12 protein-coding genes and 1 pseudogene are annotated in these 15,246 nt (G+C 71.9%); 10 read left to right on the forward strand and 3 right to left on the reverse strand.

The genetic code is table 11. The features are described 5' to 3' along the window. Window positions 1-3: 3 nt before the first annotated feature. Window positions 4-279 (reverse strand): hypothetical protein, encoded by a 276-nt coding sequence (locus tag GPA02_RS16830; RefSeq protein WP_156201606.1) that lies wholly within the window; start codon window positions 277-279, stop codon window positions 4-6. Between the two features lie 99 nt (window positions 280-378). Between GPA02_RS16830 and ychF the strand changes: the two genes are divergently transcribed. Both ychF and GPA02_RS16840 read left to right on the forward strand, forming a co-directional pair. Continuing rightward, the gene (gene ychF, locus GPA02_RS16835) at window positions 379-1,467 is read left to right on the forward strand and encodes a redox-regulated ATPase YchF (protein ID WP_156201607.1); all 1,089 of its coding nucleotides are present in this window, start codon (window positions 379-381) and stop codon (window positions 1,465-1,467) included. Window positions 1,468-1,876: 409 nt separating this feature from the next. Continuing rightward, on the forward strand, window positions 1,877-2,293 hold the full coding sequence (locus GPA02_RS16840; RefSeq protein ID WP_240134109.1) for a hypothetical protein: 417 nt from the start codon (window positions 1,877-1,879) through the stop codon (window positions 2,291-2,293). Between the two features lie 149 nt (window positions 2,294-2,442). On the opposite strand, the gene arfB is transcribed toward GPA02_RS16840, so the two are convergent. Then, window positions 2,443-2,883, reverse strand: a complete 441-nt coding sequence (arfB, locus tag GPA02_RS16845; protein WP_156201608.1) for an alternative ribosome rescue aminoacyl-tRNA hydrolase ArfB — start codon at window positions 2,881-2,883, stop codon at window positions 2,443-2,445. A gap of 290 nt (window positions 2,884-3,173) precedes the next feature. Between arfB and GPA02_RS16850 the strand changes: the two genes are divergently transcribed. From GPA02_RS16850 to GPA02_RS16860, 3 genes are all read left to right on the forward strand, one after another. Next, window positions 3,174-5,066: an ABC transporter family substrate-binding protein gene (locus GPA02_RS16850; RefSeq protein WP_240134110.1), complete on the forward strand. Its 1,893-nt coding sequence runs from the start codon at window positions 3,174-3,176 to the stop codon at window positions 5,064-5,066. 179 nt (window positions 5,067-5,245) lie between these two features. Beyond that, a complete protein-coding gene (locus tag GPA02_RS16855) occupies window positions 5,246-6,781 on the forward strand; it encodes an ABC transporter permease (protein WP_156201609.1) in 1,536 nt (511 codons plus the stop codon). Window positions 6,782-6,908: 127 nt separating this feature from the next. Further along, window positions 6,909-7,976, forward strand: a complete 1,068-nt coding sequence (locus tag GPA02_RS16860) for an ABC transporter permease (RefSeq protein ID WP_156201617.1) — start codon at window positions 6,909-6,911, stop codon at window positions 7,974-7,976. A 23-nt stretch (window positions 7,977-7,999) separates the two neighbouring features. Here the strand turns inward: GPA02_RS16860 and GPA02_RS16865 are convergent, their stop codons facing one another. After that, window positions 8,000-8,572 (reverse strand): PH domain-containing protein, encoded by a 573-nt coding sequence (locus tag GPA02_RS16865; RefSeq protein WP_156201610.1) that lies wholly within the window; start codon window positions 8,570-8,572, stop codon window positions 8,000-8,002. Window positions 8,573-8,667: 95 nt separating this feature from the next. Here GPA02_RS16865 and GPA02_RS16870 point away from each other — a divergent pair, with 95 nt between their 5' ends. From GPA02_RS16870 to GPA02_RS16890, 5 genes and pseudogenes are all read left to right on the forward strand, one after another. Beyond that, window positions 8,668-10,479, forward strand: a complete 1,812-nt coding sequence (locus GPA02_RS16870; protein WP_156201611.1) for an ABC transporter ATP-binding protein — start codon at window positions 8,668-8,670, stop codon at window positions 10,477-10,479. 130 nt (window positions 10,480-10,609) lie between these two features. Then, on the forward strand, window positions 10,610-12,523 hold the full coding sequence (gene typA, locus GPA02_RS16875) for a translational GTPase TypA (protein WP_156201612.1): 1,914 nt from the start codon (window positions 10,610-10,612) through the stop codon (window positions 12,521-12,523). A gap of 7 nt (window positions 12,524-12,530) precedes the next feature. Continuing rightward, window positions 12,531-13,895, forward strand: coding sequence for a PIG-L family deacetylase (locus GPA02_RS16880; protein ID WP_156201613.1), 1,365 nt, complete (start codon window positions 12,531-12,533; stop codon window positions 13,893-13,895). Further along, window positions 13,892-14,377 carry a flavin reductase family protein gene (locus GPA02_RS16885; RefSeq protein WP_156201614.1) on the forward strand — a complete coding sequence of 162 codons (486 nt, stop codon included), beginning with the start codon at window positions 13,892-13,894 and terminating at the stop codon, window positions 14,375-14,377. The genes GPA02_RS16880 and GPA02_RS16885 overlap by 4 nt, the downstream gene beginning before the upstream one ends. Before the next feature lie 76 nt (window positions 14,378-14,453). Further along, window positions 14,454-15,246, forward strand: a pseudogene (locus GPA02_RS16890) (hypothetical protein); the annotation flags it as partial.

Raw genomic sequence — 15,246 nt, forward strand, 5'->3', positions numbered from 1 at the left:
GCGTCAGCGCCCCACGGTCAGGTAGACGGCCAGCGCCACCCCGAGCAGGCCCGTCGCGGCCACCAGCAGCACCCAGCGGAACCAGCGCAGCGGCAGCAGCGGCAGCAGGGCGAGTGCCGCGGCGACGGCACCGAGCTCCACCGTCGAGCGGCGCCGGACCGCGCCGAGCGCGTCGCCGGGCACGGAGCCGAGCAACCAGGCGACGGCGGCGAGCAGGCCCGCCAGGGCTGCGACAGCGATGGCGGCCCGGACACAAAGCCGGTCCGTCGAGGTGCGCACGCGGCCATCCTCTCGTGCGCCACCGCCCCGGATGGTCGCGACGGCGTACCTCGGACGGGCGGCCGGGACGGGGCGGGCCGCGGGATAGGCTTGCCCCCCGTGGCACTGACGATCGGGATCGCGGGACTGCCGAACGTCGGCAAGTCCACCTTGTTCAACGCGCTGACGCGCGCGACCGTGCTCGCGGCGAACTACCCGTTCGCCACGATCGAGCCGAACGTCGGCGTCGTGCCGCTGCCGGACCCGCGCCTGCAGGTGCTCGCCGACGTCTTCGGCAGCGAGCGCATCGTGCCGGCGACCGTGAGCTTCGTCGACATCGCCGGCATCGTGCGCGGCGCGAGCGAGGGGGAGGGGCTGGGCAACCAGTTCCTCGCCAACATCCGCGAGGCGGACGCGATCTGCGTCGTCACCCGTGCCTTCGACGACCCCGACGTCGTGCACGTCGACGGCAAGGTGGATCCGGCGTCGGACATCGAGACGATCCTCACCGAGCTGCAGCTGGCGGACCTGCAGACGCTGGAGAAGGCGATCCCGCGGCTGGAGAAGGAGGTGCGCGGCAAGAAGACCGAGCCCGCCGTGCTCGCCGCCGCGCAGACCGCGATCGAGCTGCTGCAGGCCGGCACGCCGCTCAGCGCGGCCGGCCCGACGCTCGACGACGACGCCCGCGCCGCGCTGCGCGAGTTCGGGCTGATGACGACCAAGCCGTTCATCTACGTCTTCAACTCCGACGACGCCGTCCTCGCCGACGAGGCCCGCCAGGCCGAGCTCCGCGCGCTCGTCGCGCCGGCCGACGCGATCTTCCTCGACGCGAAGTTCGAGGCCGAGCTCGTCGAGCTGGAGCCGGAGGAGGCCGCGGAGATGCTGGCCGAGAACGGGCAGGAGGAGTCCGGCCTGGACCAGCTCGCCCGCGTCGGCTTCGACACCCTGGGCCTGCAGACCTATCTCACGGCCGGGCCGAAGGAGGCCCGCGCCTGGACGATCCGCAAGGGCTGGACGGCCCCCCAGGCGGCCGGTGTCATCCACACCGACTTCCAGAAGGGCTTCATCAAGGCCGAGGTGATCTCCTTCGACGACCTCGTCGAGGCCGGCTCGGTCGCCGAGGCCCGCGCCCGCGGCAAGGCTCGCGTCGAGGGCAAGGACTACGTCATGGCCGACGGCGACGTGGTGGAGTTCCGCTTCAACGTGTAGCGCCGGCGGGGCTGAGAGACAGGCCGTCGGTGTCGGGTGCCCGCTACCGTCGGCTCGTGGGGACACGACTCGAGGGCATCACCGTCCTCGCCGACGACGTCGCGGCGCTCGCGGACGTCGACGAGACCGCGTTCGGCCGGGAGGTCGTGGTTCGCGAGGAGGCGTGCGTCGCACTCGGAGCCGTTCACCGGGCCGGCGTCGGGGCTGAACGTCCAGTGCGACAGCTGCGACGAGGAGAACCGGCGCGACGGCGTGATCGTCGCCGCGAGAGCCGCGCCGACCGGGCGTCCGGCACCGCGCGACCGGGGCCGGTGCACGGGCTCCTTCGCCGACCCGGAGGGCAACGTCCACGCGATCGTCGCGGACCTGTGACGCCCGGTGCCCGCCCCGCCCTCGGAAGGGCGGTGTCGTGAGGGAGGGCCGGCGGACGATCCGCGCGAGCCGTGACGGCGCCCTCCACGACGTCGTCGTGGCGTGGTGGCTCGAGGAGACGCGCTGGCGGGTCACGGTCGTGCTGCCAGCGGCGGACGACCCCGCCGAGGTGGGTGCCGAGGCCGACGGCGCGTTCGAGGCGCTGTGCCGTGTGCGTGACGAGCTGGAGCCGCTCGGGTGGCGCCTCGGCGTCGCGGGCGCCCAGCCCGAGGTGTGGCCCAGCGGCATGGCCCGCGACCAGGGCGGCGGGCTCCGCGCCTACCGGATGACCGCCGGCGACCTCGTCGACACCTTCGCGGCGGTCGACCCGGCCACGGTTGTCACGGTCGCCGAGCAGCAGGCGGTCGTCGACGGCCTCGTGCCGGGCCTGGCGCGGCGTCCGGCGCGCGACTGACGCGGAGCGACCAGCTCGCACGCGTCTCGCCGGCGCCAGCCGCCGCCGTCGAGATCGAGGTTCCGGGTCGAGATCGAGCGTTCAGATCCTCGATCTCGACGCAAGAACCTCGATCTCGTGCGGTGGGGAGCGGGCTCGGGGGCCAGGCGTCAGGGCTGCTCGGGGCGGCGCCTGTCGCGCTTGATCTGCGACCGGTGCCGCTTGGCCTCGGCGGCCCGGCGCCGGGAGGCGCGCGTCGGACGGGTCGGACGGCGGACCACCGGCGGGGCGACCGCCTCCCGCAGCAGCTCGGCCAGCCGCTCCCGCGCCGCTGTCCGGTTGCGGCGCTGCGAGCGGTGCTCCTCCGCCGTCACCGTGAGCACGGTGCCCACCAGGCGCCCCTCGAGGCGCGCGAGGGCACGGGCGCGCTGGACGTCGTCGAGCGCCGACGTCGTGCCGACATCGAGGCTGAGCTGCACCCGAGAGTCCGTCGTCGCGACCCCCTGACCACCGGGCCCGGACGCGCGCGAGAACCGCTCGAGCAGGTCCTCGGCCGGCACCCGCAGGCCGCGCGGCGCCCCCGGTCCGGGGGCCACGACGAGGTCGTCCACACCGCGAGTGTGGCGCACGTGCTCCGCTGCGCAGGAGCCTGGGCCGGGCGGGGAGTGGTCCACGGCCGGACCTTGTACCGCTTGGTTACGCCCATGTTGCGGGCCTCAGGAATCCGGTATCAACTCGGTAACGAATAGGACGATCTCGGCCTTCGGGACGTTCGCCGCCTCACGAGCCGTGCGTATGCTGCCGCGTGTCCCAGGCACAAGTGCGTGCCGCAACAGGGCCCACCAGGCCATCTCGGACGAGTCCGGGACGGGCAGCATCCAGGCCGTTCCTAGGAGGAACATTGAAGATCAGGCGCCTTACCGCCTTCGTTGCGGGAGCCGCAGCGGCGGCGCTCGCCGTCTCCGCGTGCACACCCCCGGACGAGGGCGGCGACACCGGCACCGGCGGCGACGACAGCGGTATCCAGACCGACACCGCGGTCACCGTGGGCTGGAACCAGCCGTTCTACGAGTACAACACGAGCTCGGCGACCGGTAACGCCACGGCGAACGCGAACATCCTGTACCTCATCCAGGAGTCGTTCAACTACTACGACCCTGAGCTGAACCTCGTCCAGAACGAGGACTTCGGCACCTACGAGGTCATCAACGAGGACCCGCTGACAGTCGAGTACACCTTCGCCGACGACAACAAGTGGTCGGACGGCACGCCTGTGGACGCGGTCGACCTCCTGCTGCAGTGGGGCGCCACGAGCGGTCACTTCAACACCATCGGTGACGAGGAGATCGAGTACGACGACGAGGGCAACGTCACCAACCAGGACGAGGTCGACTCCAACGTCTACTTCAACGGCACCAGCGCCACCGTCGGTTACATCGGTGACGTCGAGCTGTCCGAGGACAACAAGACGCTGACCGCCACCTACGACGTCAACTACGCCGACTGGGAGGTCAACCTCACCGGTGCGGCCGTCCCCGCGCACGTCGTCGCGATGCACGCCCTGGACATCGAGGACCCGGCCGAGGCCAAGCAGGCCGTCAAGGACGCCTTCGAGAACGAGGACACCGAGGCGCTCGCCGCGATCTCGAAGTTCTGGAACGAGGGCTTCGCGTTCGGTGACTCGCTCCCCGAGGACAAGTCGCTGTACCTGTCCAACGGCGCCTACGAGCTCGTCGAGATGGTCGCCGGCCAGTACGTGACGCTCCAGGCTCGCGAGGACTTCACCGGCTCGCACGCCGCGTCGGTCGAGCGCATCACGGTCCGCTACAACGAGGACCCGATGCAGCAGGTGCTCGCGCTCGAGAACGGTGAGATCGACGTGATGGCCCCGCAGGCCACCGCCGACCTCGTGGAGGCCCTCAACGGCCTCGGCGACGGCTACACCGTCCTCACCGGTATCGACGGCACCTACGAGCACGTCGACCTCCAGTTCACCAACGGTGGGCCGTTCGACCCGGAGACCTACGGTGGCGACGAGGAGACCGCGCTCAAGGTCCGCCAGGCGTTCCTGAAGCTGATCCCGCGCCAGGAGATCGTCGACAAGCTGATCAAGCCGCTGAACCCCGAGGCTGAGGTCCGCCAGTCCTACAACGTCGTGCCCGGCTCGCCGATGTACGACGGCGTGGTCGCCGCCAACGGTCAGGCCGAGGCCTTCCCGCTGGAGAACGACGTGGCCGGCGCCGAGGCGCTCATGGAGGAGGCCGGTGTCGAGACGCCGGTCGACGTCCGCATCCTGTTCGGCGCGAGCAACGCCCGTCGCCAGCAGCAGTACGCGATCATGGCCGAGGCGTTCAACCAGAGCGGTCTGTTCAACCTCGTCGACGCCTCGAGCGACGACTGGGGCTCGATGCTCGACTCCGCGACCGACCAGTACGACGCGGCCCTGTTCGGCTGGCAGTCCACCAGCACCGCTGTGACCGCCGGTAACGCCAACTACGGCACCGGGCAGATCAACAACTTCTACGGGTACTCCAACCCCGAGGTTGACGAGCTGCAGGACCAGCTCAGCGTCGAGACCGACCCCGCGGAGCAGGAGCGTCTGCTCGGCGAGATCGAGGCGCACCTGGTCAACGACGCCTTCGGCGTGACCATCTTCCAGTTCCCGTCGGTGACGGCCTACCGCAACACGGTGACCGGTATCGACCCGATCACGATCTCCCCGACCGTGTTCTACGGGTTCTGGAACTGGGGCACCACCGGCGACACCGCCGAGGACCCGGGCGAGGAGGGCTGAGCCACCGGCTCGGTCTGACCGACTGAAACGACGAGTGGGGGCGCCGGACGACTCCGGCGCCCCCCTTGTCGCTTCCCGCCCAGCCCGGGCACGCGTCCGTCTGGTGAGACCACGCACCGCGTGGTTCGCCTACACTCCGGACTCGGGCCCGTCACCGTGGACTGCGAGGTAGCCCGTTCATGCTGATCTTCATCGTTCGCCGCACGCTCGTGGGGCTCGCCCTGCTGCTCGTGGCGTCGTTCGTCTTCTACATGCTGGTCGACTTCACGATCGACCCGCTCTCCGACCTCCGCACGAGCACCGACCCGAGCGCGCCCCTGCAGATGGAGCAGCGCATCGAGATGCTCAACCTCGACGCTCCGCCGTGGGAGCGCTACATCGACTGGCTGTTCGCCTTCGTCACCGGTGACCTGGGCGTGGCCTGGCGGACCGGGCGGTCGGTCTCCGACCTGCTCGGCACCGCGATCATCTCGACGATCCAGCTGGTCTCGTTCGCGACCGTCGCCGCGATCGTGCTCGGCGTCGCCGTCGGCATCGTCTCCGCGCTGCGGCAGTACTCGAGCTTCGACTACCTGATCACGTTCTTCGCGTTCCTCATGTTCTCGCTGCCCTCGTTCTGGGTGGCGGTGCTGCTCAAGCAGTGGGGTGCGATCGGCTTCAACGACTTCCTGGTCGACCCCGTCATCGCCCCCGCCGTCATCGTCGGGATCTCGCTGGTCGCCGGCTTCCTGTGGCAGCTCGCTGTGGGTGGCGGCGCCAAGCGTCGTGCGATCCACGGTGTGATCGCCGCGCTCACGGTCGCCCTCGTCCTCGTCTACATGCAGGTCACCAACTGGTGGCTGCAGCCGCGGCTCGACTGGGTGCTGCTCACCCTGACCTCGCTGGGCATCGCGGTCACCGTGACGACGCTGTCGACGGGTCTGCGCAACCGGCGCTCGCTGTACACCGCGCTCACCTGCGTGGTGCTCGGCCTCGTGCTCTACATCCCGGTCCGGTACTACCTGTTCTCGATGCTGACGCCGTCGATGAGCTACGGCCTGGCCGCGCTGCTCGGCCTGCTGGCGATCGCCGTCGGCATGGGGATCGGCTGGGCCTGGCGCGGACCGGACTGGAAGCAGTCCGCGCGCACCGGTGGCATCACGGCCTTCCTCATCGCCGGACTGATCTTCCTCGACAAGGTGCTCAGCTACTGGCCGGCCTACATGTCCGCGCCGGCGATCAACAACCGCCCGATCCAGACGATCGGTGACCGTGCCCCGAACCTCGGCGGCAACTTCTGGGTGCAGGTGCTCGACGGCTACACCCACCTCATCCTGCCGTCGCTGGCGCTCATGCTGATCTCGTTCGCCGGCTACACCCGGTTCTCGCGCGGCTCCATGCTCGAGGTGATGAACCAGGACTACATCCGGACGGCCCGCGCCAAGGGCATCAACGAGCGCACCGTCGTCATGCGGCACGGGTTCCGCAACTCGCTGATCCCGCTCGCCTCGATCGTGCCGGTCGACATCATCGGCCTCATCGGTGGCGCACTGATCACCGAACGGATCTTCAGCCGGCCGGGCATGGGGCAGCTGTTCATCGCCAACCTGGGCGCGGACGACATCGACCCGGTGATGGCCTACCTCGTGATCGTCGCGTTCCTCGCGATCCTCGCGAACATCGTGGCCGACCTGCTGTACGCCGCCCTCGACCCCAGGATCCGGGTGAACGCATGACCACCCTGCGGAGCGCGGCTCCGACCAGCCCTTCCGACGCACTCGGAGAGGACCTCGCATGAGCAACGAGCGCAACGACGACCCCTTCGAGACCGGGGAGACCAGCACCGGCTCGCTCAACCCGTCGATGACGGCCGCCACCACGGCGGCCGACGACGACGTGGTGGACGACACCCAGGCGGAGAACGCGATCGAGCTCCGCGAGGTCGAGGGGCTGTCCCAGGGCCAGATCGTCCGGCGCCGGTTCTTCCGGCACACGGGCGCCATGATCGGGCTGGTCGTCCTGATCCTCACCGCGGTCCTTGCGATCACCTCGATCGGCTTCACGCTCGGGCCGATCCGGATCCCGGGCTGGTGGCAGTACAGCCACACGCAGCTCAACCCCATCCTCAACCCGCGCGGGGCCCCGACGCTCACGTGGCCGTGGGACTCGGCGGGCTTCGCGATCGGCGAGCACCCGTTCGGTCAGGACGAGATCGGGCGCGACATCTTCGCGCGCACCATGAAGGGCGTGCAGACGTCGCTCATCGTGATGGCGGTGATCGGCGCCGTGGCGACCCTCGTCGGCACCCTGATCGGTGCGTTCTCGGGCTTCTTCCGCGGCAAGGTCGACACCGTCCTCATGCGGTTCACCGACCTCATCATCACGCTGCCGGTCATCGTGATCGGTGCGGTGCTCGGCAAGAAGCTCGGTGCGGCCGACCCGATCCCGCTGGCGCTCGCGCTGGGTGCGGTGTCGTGGACCGGTCTGGCCCGTCTGGTGCGCGGTGACTTCCTGTCGCTGCGCGAGCGTGAGTTCGTCGACGCCGCCCGCGTCGCCGGCGCCAGCACGACGCGCATCATCTTCAAGCACATGCTGCCGAACGCGATCGGCGTCATCATCGTCAGCGTCACGCTGCTCATGAGCTCGGCGATCCTGCTCGAGACCGCGCTGTCCTACCTCGGGTTCGGCATCCAGCAGCCGAACGTGTCGCTGGGCCAGATGATCAACGACTACCAGGGCGCGTTCAACACCCGCCCGTGGCTGTTCTGGTGGCCGGGCCTGTTCATCATCCTCATCGCCCTCTGCATCAACTTCATCGGCGACGGTCTGCGCGACGCGTTCGACCCGCGCCAGAAGAAGATCCCGTCGGCTCGCAAGATGGCGCGCGCCGACCGGCGGGCCGCGCGCGTCGCGGCACGGGCGACGGCGTGAGCCAGCCGGTCGGGCGGGGTCGCTCAGGTCAGCGCGACGCTGAGCGCTGCGAGCACCGCGAGACCGCCGAGCACCGCGAGCACACGGCGGTTGGCGGTCACGACGACGTCACCCTCGCCGCGGTGACGCCGGGTGCGCACCCGTTCGGCGATCTCCAGCGCGGCCGCCTCGGCGGTCCCCGTCGAGGCCAGCTTGCGCTGGGCGGGGGCCCACTCGCCGTGCTGCTGCCGGCTGGGCACCATGCGCGCGGCGAAGCCGCTGCCCGCGGGCACCGCCCACGAGGTGTAGGTGAGGTCCTGCGTGGTCGTCACGCTGAGCGCCCAGCGGGTGTCGGCGTGCGCGAACCGGCTCCAGGGCACGTGCACGGTGCGCACCACGTTGACCAGCGTGACGCCGTCGTCGGAGACCTCCGCGCGTGGGTTCCAGAACAGCGCCCAGCCGGCCGCCACCACGAGGGCGACCGGTGCCAGCGTGGTGAGGAGCGCCGTCGGCCCGCTCTCGCGCACGAAGGCGGCCAGGGCGGCCACGCCCACGACCGCCGTCAGGACCGCGAGGCCCTGGGCCGGGCGCGACCGGAAGGTCTGCGGGCTGCTCATGCCCACATCGTCCCATCCCCGATCGCACCCATGATCGTCCGCACGGCGTCGGCGACCCCGGCGTCGGACACCACCCGAACGAGAGGTGAGCAGCTGTGAGCGCACCTGCACCGACCGAAGACAAGCCCGTCGAGCGCGGCGAGCGCGAGCCGATCCTCCAGGTCCGCGACCTCTGCGTGGACTTCTACGTCGAGGGCGAGTGGTTCCCGGCGGCGATCGACGTCACCTACGACGTGCGGCCCGGCGAGGTGCTCGCGATCGTGGGCGAGTCCGGGTCCGGCAAGAGCCAGTCGTCGATGTCGCTGCTCGGCCTGCTGCCGCCCAACGGCCGCGCGAGCGGCAGCGCGAAGCTCGACGGCAACGAGCTGATCGGGATGTCGCCGCGGCGGCTGCGCCGGGTGCGCGGCCACGACATCGCGGTGATCTTCCAGGAGCCGATGACGGCGCTGAACCCCGTCTACAGCATCGGGTTCCAGATCGTCGAGACGCTGCGCACCCACTTCGACATGGGTCCGGCGGCCGCGACCGAGCGGGCGCTGGAGCTGCTGCGGCTCGTCGAGATGCCCGACCCGGAGACCCGCTTCCACGCCTACCCGCACCAGCTCTCGGGCGGCCAGCGGCAGCGCGCGATGATCGCGCAGTCGCTGTCGTGCGACCCTCGCCTGCTCATCGCCGACGAGCCGACGACGGCCCTGGACGTCACGGTGCAGGCGGAGATCCTCAAGCTGATGCGCGACCTGCGCACCCGCATCGACTCCGGCATCGTGCTCATCACCCACGACATGGGCGTCGTGGCCGACATGGCGGACCGGATCGTCGTCATGCGGCGCGGTCGGATCGTCGAGACCGGCAACGCGAAGGAGATCTTCAGCAACGCCAAGCACCCGTACACCAAGCAGCTGCTCGCGGCGGTGCCGCACCTCGGCGCGCAGAGCACCGTGCAGATCAGCCAGCACGAGATGGAGCACGGCGGCGACACCCCGATGGGGGAGCCGGTGATGGTCGCCGAGGACATGGTGATCGAGTACCCGCGGCGCGGCCGCACGCCGGCGTTCCGCGCCGTCGACGGCGTCTCGCTGACGATCAACGCGGGCGAGGTCGTCGGTCTCGTGGGCGAGTCGGGCTCCGGCAAGACGACGATCGGCCGCGCCGTCGTCGGTCTGCTGCCGGTGACCGAGGGCAAGCTCGAGATCGCCGGCGTCGACATGGTCGGCGCCACCCAGGCCGACCTGATGCCGCTGCGCAAGCAGATCGGCATCGTGTTCCAGGACCCGGGCTCCTCGCTGAACCCGCGGCTGCCGATCGGCGAGTCGATCGGCGAGCCGCTGTTCCTTCACACCGGCATCAAGGGCGCCGAGCTCGACAAGCGCGTCGAGGAGCTGCTCGACCAGGTGGAGCTGCCGCGCTCGATGCGCAACCGCTACCCGCACGAGCTGTCGGGCGGCCAGCGCCAGCGCGTCGGCATCGCGCGAGCGCTCAGCCTGGAGCCGAAGCTGCTGGTGGCCGACGAGCCGACCTCGGCGCTGGACGTGTCGGTGCAGGCCAAGGTGCTCGAGCTGTTCACCGAGCTGCAGCGCGAGCACGGCTTCGCGTGCCTGTTCATCAGCCACGACCTCGCGGTCGTCGAGATGCTCTCCAGCCGGATCGCGGTCATGCACCACGGCAAGCTGGTCGAGATCGGTTCGTCCGCACAGGTCGTGCAGAGCCCGAAGGACCCGTACACGCAGCGGCTGATCGCCGCGGTGCCGGTGCCGGACCCCGACGAGCAGCGGCTGCGGCGCGAGCGCCGCGACGCCCTGCTCGAGGCAGCGGCCGCGGAGCTGGCGGCCGAGGAGGAGCTCGAGGTGGAGACGCAGCACATCGAGACCGACGACCGGCCCGTGCAGGGCGGCCCGATGGGTGTCTGAGCCCACACCTGCCGTGATCGCTTAGTATTTCGCGGGCCCGCCCGGGCGTGCGACGCTTGCGCGTGCCCTCCGGCTCACGTCCCGTGCCGACCGGCGCCCGGACCTGCCCTCACGCCCCGAAGGAACTCTTATGAGCTCGCGCACCGACCTGCGCAACGTCGCGATCGTCGCGCACGTCGACCACGGCAAGACCACGCTCGTGGACGCGATGCTGTGGCAGTCCGGCGCCTTCGGCGAGCACGACAGCGTCGACGAGCGTGCGATGGACTCCGGCGACCTGGAGCGTGAGAAGGGCATCACGATCCTCGCGAAGAACACCGCGGTCGCCTACTCGGGTCCGTCGGCCGCGCGGCACGGCCACCCCGAGATCACGATCAACGTCATCGACACCCCGGGGCACGCCGACTTCGGCGGCGAGGTGGAGCGCGGGCTGTCGATGGTCGACGGCGTCGTGCTGCTCGTCGACGCCTCCGAGGGCCCGCTCCCGCAGACCCGCTTCGTGCTGCGCAAGGCGCTCGCGGCGCGGCTGCCGGTGGTGCTCGTCGTCAACAAGGTCGACCGTCCGGACTCCCGGATCTCGGAGGTCGTCGCGGAGACCACCGACCTGCTGCTCGGGCTGGCCTCGGACCTCATGGAGGAGGAGGTCGAGGGCGAGCCGATCGACCTCGACGCCGTCCTCGACCTGCCGGTCGTCTACGCCTCGGCGCGTGCCGGGCGTGCCTCGGTGACGCAGCCGGCCGACGGCGAGCTGCCCGACAACCCCGACCTCGAGCCGCTGTTCGCGACGATCCTCGACCGTATCCCGGCGCCCACCTTCGACGAGGGCGCGCCGCTGCAGGCGCACGTCACCAACCTCGACGCCTCCCCGTTCCTCGGCCGGCTGGCGCTGCTGCGCGTGTTCAACGGCACGCTGCGCAAGGGCCAGACCGTCGCGTGGGCGCGCCGCGACGGCAGCCTCACCAACGTGCGGGTGACCGAGCTGCTGCGCACCGTCGCGCTCGACCGCGTGCCCGCTGCCGAGGCCGGCCCGGGCGACATCGTCGCCGTCGCCGGCATCGAGGACATCACGATCGGTGAGTCGCTCGTCGACCCCGACGACCCTCGCCCGCTGCCGCTCATCACGGTCGACGACCCCGCGATCTCGATGACGATCGGGATCAACACCTCGCCGCTCGCCGGTCGTGTCAAGGGCGCGAAGGTCACAGCGCGGCAGGTGAAGGACCGGCTCGACCGCGAGCTGATCGGCAACGTGTCGCTGCGCGTGCTGCCCACCGACCGGCCCGACGCGTGGGAGGTGCAGGGCCGTGGCGAGCTCGCGCTGGCGATCCTCGTCGAGCAGATGCGGCGCGAGGGGTTCGAGCTGACCGTCGGCAAGCCGCAGGTCGTCACCCGCGAGATCGACGGCAAGCTGCACGAGCCGATGGAGCGCATGACGATCGACGTGCCCGAGGAGCACCTCGGCGCCGTCACCCAGCTGCTCGCCCAGCGCAAGGGCCGCATGGAGACGATGAGCAACCACGGCACCGGCTGGGTGCGGATGGAGTTCGTCGTCCCGGCCCGCGGCCTCATCGGGTTCCGCACCCGGTTCCTCACCGAGACCCGGGGCACCGGCATCGCGTCGTCGATCGCCGAGGGCTACGAGCCCTGGGCGGGTCCGATCGAGTTCCGCACCACTGGTTCGCTGGTCGCCGACCGCGCCGGTGTGGCCACGCCGTTCGCGATGCTCGCGCTGCAGGAGCGCGGCAGCTTCTTCGTGCAGCCCACGTCGGAGGTGTACGAGGGTCAGGTCGTGGGGGAGAACTCCCGTGGTGACGACATGGACGTCAACATCACCAAGGAGAAGAAGCTCAACAACATCCGCTCCTCGACGGCGGAGTCGTTCGAGAACCTGACCCCGCCTCGGACGCTGACGCTCGAGGAGTCGCTGGAGTTCGCCCGCGAGGACGAGTGCGTCGAGGTCACCCCCGAGGCGATCCGCATCCGCAAGGTGATCCTGGACACCAACGAGCGGTCGAAGGCGGCCGCGCGGGCGCGCCGCGCCTAGGAGCCACATGAGCGTCGACCACGGCCCCGAGACCGCCGACCCGGCGGGTTCGGACGCCCGCGCCGAGGCACCGGCGATCAGGCGTGTCCTGGTCGTCGTGGCGCACCCCGACGACGAGACGCTCACGGCGGGGGCGCTGCTCGCCGAGCTGGCCGCGCACTGCCCGGTCACGCTCGTGACCTGTACCCGTGGGGAGCGTGGCGAGGTCATCGGCGCCGACCTGGCCCACCTCGCCGACGACCCCGACGCGCTCGCGGATCACCGCGTCGGCGAGCTCCGCCGCGCGCTGGACGCGCTCGGCATCGCCGACCACCGCTTCCTCGACGAGGTCGACGGCGGCCCGCGCCTGGTCGACTCCGGCATGCGGTGGGACGACGACGCCCGGCTGGTCCGGGCGCTGCCGGCCGCGGACGCCGGCCCCGACGCCTTCAGCGTCGCGCCGCTGGAGCGCTCGGTGGCCGCCCTGACCGCGGTCCTCGACGACGTCCGTCCCGACCTCGTGCTCGTCGACGAGCCCGAGGGCGGCTACGGCCACCCCGACCACCGCCGTGCCCACGAGGTGACGATGGCCGCCGTCGCGCGCGCCGCGGAGCCGCCCCCGTTCGTCGCGTGGCTGGTGCGGCCGGTCTCGGCCGTGCGCGTCGCGCAGGAGTGGCTGCGCGGCCGGACCGACAGGCCCACCACCGGCGAGACCGGTGCGCTCACGGTCGCCGAGCCCGACGCGCCGCTGCCCTCGATCGTCGTGCCCGACGACGCCGTCGACGTCCAGGTCGACGTCACCGAGCGGCTGCCGGCGCTCGCGGACGCGATGCGTGCGCACCGCAGCCAGGTGCAGGCGGTCCACCTGGTCGACCCCGCCGAGGTCACGGGCCCCGCGGCCGGCTGGTTCGCGCTCAGCAACGGCCTGCTGCAGCCGGTGCTGCGCGGCGCGTGGCTGCGCGTCGCCCCGGGCTGGGGCGACCCCGGCCGGCTGCGCGACGCCCTCGGCGCCCTGCTCGACGGGTCCGAGCCGGAGCGCGGCGAGGGTGCCTGGTACCGCCCGTCGATGACGGCGTTCTCCGCCGTCCTCGGCGTCGCCGCCGGGGCGCTCGGCACCGCCTTCCACCGCGTCTCGCCGCCGTGGGGCATGGTGACGGCGCTGCTGCTGGTCGTGGCCGCCGGTGTGCTCGCCCGCACGTTCGTGGAGCGTGCCGGGCAGCTGGCCTTCGCGGTCGCGACGATCGCTGCCGTGCTGGTGCTGACCTACGTCCGCCCGGGCGGCGACCTGCTGGTCACGGGGGAGTCGATCGGCGTCGCCTGGATCGTCGGCTCGATGGTGGCCGCGGCGCTCGGGCCGGCGCTGGTGCCGCGGCGCTGGATGGCGGAGCGGTGACGACGCCCGACCTGCGGCGCACCATGGCGCGGCTCGCCTCCGGCGTGTCGGTGATCGCCGCACGCTCGGGACCGTACGACGTCGCGATCACTGCGACGTCGCTGGTGTCGGTGTCCCTGGAGCCGCCACTGGTGCTGTTCGCCGTGCACCAGGACGCGCGGCTGCGCGAGGAGGTCGGGCCCGGGCGGCTCTGGGCCGCGAGCGTGCTGTCCGCGCGCGGCCGCTCGGCCGCGACGTGGCTGAGCGAGCCCGGGCGCCCGCTCATCGGGCAGCTGGTCAGCATCCCGCACCGACGCGGCGAGACCAGCGACGCGGCCATCCTCGACGCGTCGACGGCCTGGTTGGAGGCGCGCACCACCGAGGTGGTCGAGGCCGGGACCCACGACGTCGTCATCGGGGAGGTGCTCGCCACGGGCACGCACCCGGACGAGCGTGGCGCGATCCTCCACGTCGAGGGCAGGCTCGAGCCGTGGGGCGCCTGATCGCGCACCGGGGTGCGCCGCTAGAATCCGCTGACAGGGGGGCCACGTGGGGTGGCTCGCAGGGAGTAGCCGAACCATGATCTTTCGCCGGTCCGTCAAGGACACTGCGTCACCCCCGCAGCAGCCGACCGGCGGCGACGCCGAGCCGGGCGCTGAGAGCACCGACAGCACCCAGGTCGTGGAGCCGCCCGAGGGCGCGACCGAGCAGACCGAGGTCGTCGCCGCGCCCGAGGCCGAGCAGGCGGGGCACGACGACCCCGCGCAGGAGGAGGCCGCCGGCGACGGCACCCCGACCGGTGACGACGCCTCCGGCGAGGCGCCCGGGGACGAGACCGATGCGGCGGCCCCGGCTGACGAGCGCGACGAGGCCGCGGACGAACCTGCGGCCGACGAGCCCGGCGAGCCCGACGAGCCCGACGAGACCGGCGAGACCGCGGACGAGCCCGGCGAGCCCGACGAGCCCGACGAGACCGGCGAGACCGCGGACGAGCCTGCGGCCGACGACCCCGACGCGACGGTCGTGCGGCCCGTCGAGAGCGGCGCCGACGTCGACGCGACCGCCGTCCGCCCCGCGGAGGCCGAGGGCGACGCCGATCTCGAGGCGACGGCCGTCCGCCCGGCCGAGCCGGAGGGCGACGTCGACTCGACGGTCGTGACCCCGGCCGAGCCGGAGGCGGCCGAGACCCGGACCGAGGCCGCGCCCGAGGTCGACCCCGCGACCGCGGCCGAGCCGGAGACCGCGGCCACGGTCGTGCGCTCCGCCGACCCCGCGGCCCCCGAGGCCGCCGCCGGGCCTGCGGACCCCACCGACGCCGAGGCGACCGTGGTCCGCCCGGCCGCGGACGACCCGGACGCGACCGCCGTCGGCG

The sequence above is a fragment of the Actinotalea caeni genome (assembly GCF_009733795.1).
GTDB classification, from domain to species: domain Bacteria; phylum Actinomycetota; class Actinomycetes; order Actinomycetales; family Beutenbergiaceae; genus Pseudactinotalea; species Pseudactinotalea caeni.

Coding starts and splice junctions, on each gene's coding strand:
- GPA02_RS16865 (WP_156201610.1), bottom strand. CDS start 8,572: ATGAGCAGCCCGCAGACCTTCCGGTCGCGCCCGGCCCAGGGCCTCGCG.
- typA (WP_156201612.1), top strand. CDS start 10,610: ATGAGCTCGCGCACCGACCTGCGCAACGTCGCGATCGTCGCGCACGTC.
- GPA02_RS16855 (WP_156201609.1), top strand. CDS start 5,246: ATGCTGATCTTCATCGTTCGCCGCACGCTCGTGGGGCTCGCCCTGCTG.
- GPA02_RS16860 (WP_156201617.1), top strand. CDS start 6,909: ATGACGGCCGCCACCACGGCGGCCGACGACGACGTGGTGGACGACACC.
- GPA02_RS16880 (WP_156201613.1), top strand. CDS start 12,531: ATGAGCGTCGACCACGGCCCCGAGACCGCCGACCCGGCGGGTTCGGAC.